Below are 1,163 nucleotides of genomic sequence, written 5' to 3' on the forward strand. Positions count from 1 at the left end.
GGTGCGCTCGGGCGCGGGCCTTCTTGTGGTGCGCTTCGAGGGACCAGTGCTGCGGGATGGTGGCGCTGCTGTCGGCGCCGAGCTGGGAGATGCGGTGCAGCAGCCGGACGGCGTCGTCCTTGGCCATCGTGGGGGCGGGCATCGCGTGGCCGCCGGGGAGGGCCTTGAAGCCGGTGTACTGCTGGCCGGTGTCGGTGGCGCCGTAACGGTCGACCGCGCGGAGCGCCTGCAGGGTGAGCGCGACCGCGCGGACGTTGTGCTGCCAGTCCGGGCCCTGGAACCGGTACGGCGCGGTGAAGGTGTCGCAGCGGTACAGCATCGGGCCGTGCTTGGTGGTCTCGAACGCGACCACGACAGCTGGGGTAGCGGCCTCGCGGGCGTTCGCGCGCAGGGTGCCGTCGAGTCGGAGGTCCTGCTCGCGGACGTCGACCTCGATCACCAGGGCGCGGCCGTTGAGCCGGTCGACCTCCTCGACGAGCAGCTGCTCGGTCTCCTTCCAGCTCGCGGAGAACCGGGTCGCCTGGCGCTTCGACGGCGGGCGCAGCCAGGAGCGGTCGGAGAGGGGGCGGACGGAGTACTTCACGATGCGACTCCCATCCGGTGACCCGTCGAGCGTCCGGTCAGCCGTGCGTAGAGGTCGTGGTGGCCGCGGCGCGCGCACCAGGTGTGCAGGGACCCGGGTGCGATGCCGAGGACATCGGCTGCCTCGGTGAGCGTTCCGCCACGGGATGCGATGTCGGCGAGTGCCTGGGCGCGCGCGGCTCGCTTCGCGGCCCCGCGGTCGGTGTCGCAGGTCGCCGGCCGGGCGTCGGGGTTGTCGATGTCGTCGTCATCCCAGGCCAGTGGCGGTACCCAGCCCTTCGCCCGGGCGATCGCGCGGATCCGGTCACGGGTGAAGGAGTCCTTCGGGTGCCGGCTGGTGCGTTCGGCGGGGACCTTCATGGACAGCTGGTCGTAGATCTTCACGACGGCGGCGTGGTTGCGGACGTGGATCCGCAGACGTCGTCCGCCGGCGTAGTGGGACACCGCGGCGGCCTGCCAGCCGAGGCGGTCGCCGATCTCGGCGTAGGTCCAGCCGAGCGCCACCAGCGCCTGGAGACGGCGGCGGGTGCCGGTGGCGTCGATGATCGCTGGGCCGGCGCCCAGGATCCGGGCCTTGCGGC

2 protein-coding genes are annotated in these 1,163 nt (G+C 72.7%); both read right to left on the minus strand.

What is annotated here, in order from left to right:
- Window positions 1–583: hypothetical protein (locus ABD671_RS14755; protein WP_344734181.1), on the minus strand; the 583-nt coding region annotated here is incomplete at its 3' end.
- A partial coding sequence (locus tag ABD671_RS14760) for a hypothetical protein (RefSeq protein WP_344734182.1) occupies window positions 580–1,163 on the minus strand: 584 nt, incomplete at its 5' end. The genes ABD671_RS14760 and ABD671_RS14755, both read right to left, overlap by 4 nt.

The organism is Nocardioides fonticola (genome assembly GCF_039536805.1).
GTDB classification, from domain to species: domain Bacteria; phylum Actinomycetota; class Actinomycetes; order Propionibacteriales; family Nocardioidaceae; genus Nocardioides; species Nocardioides fonticola.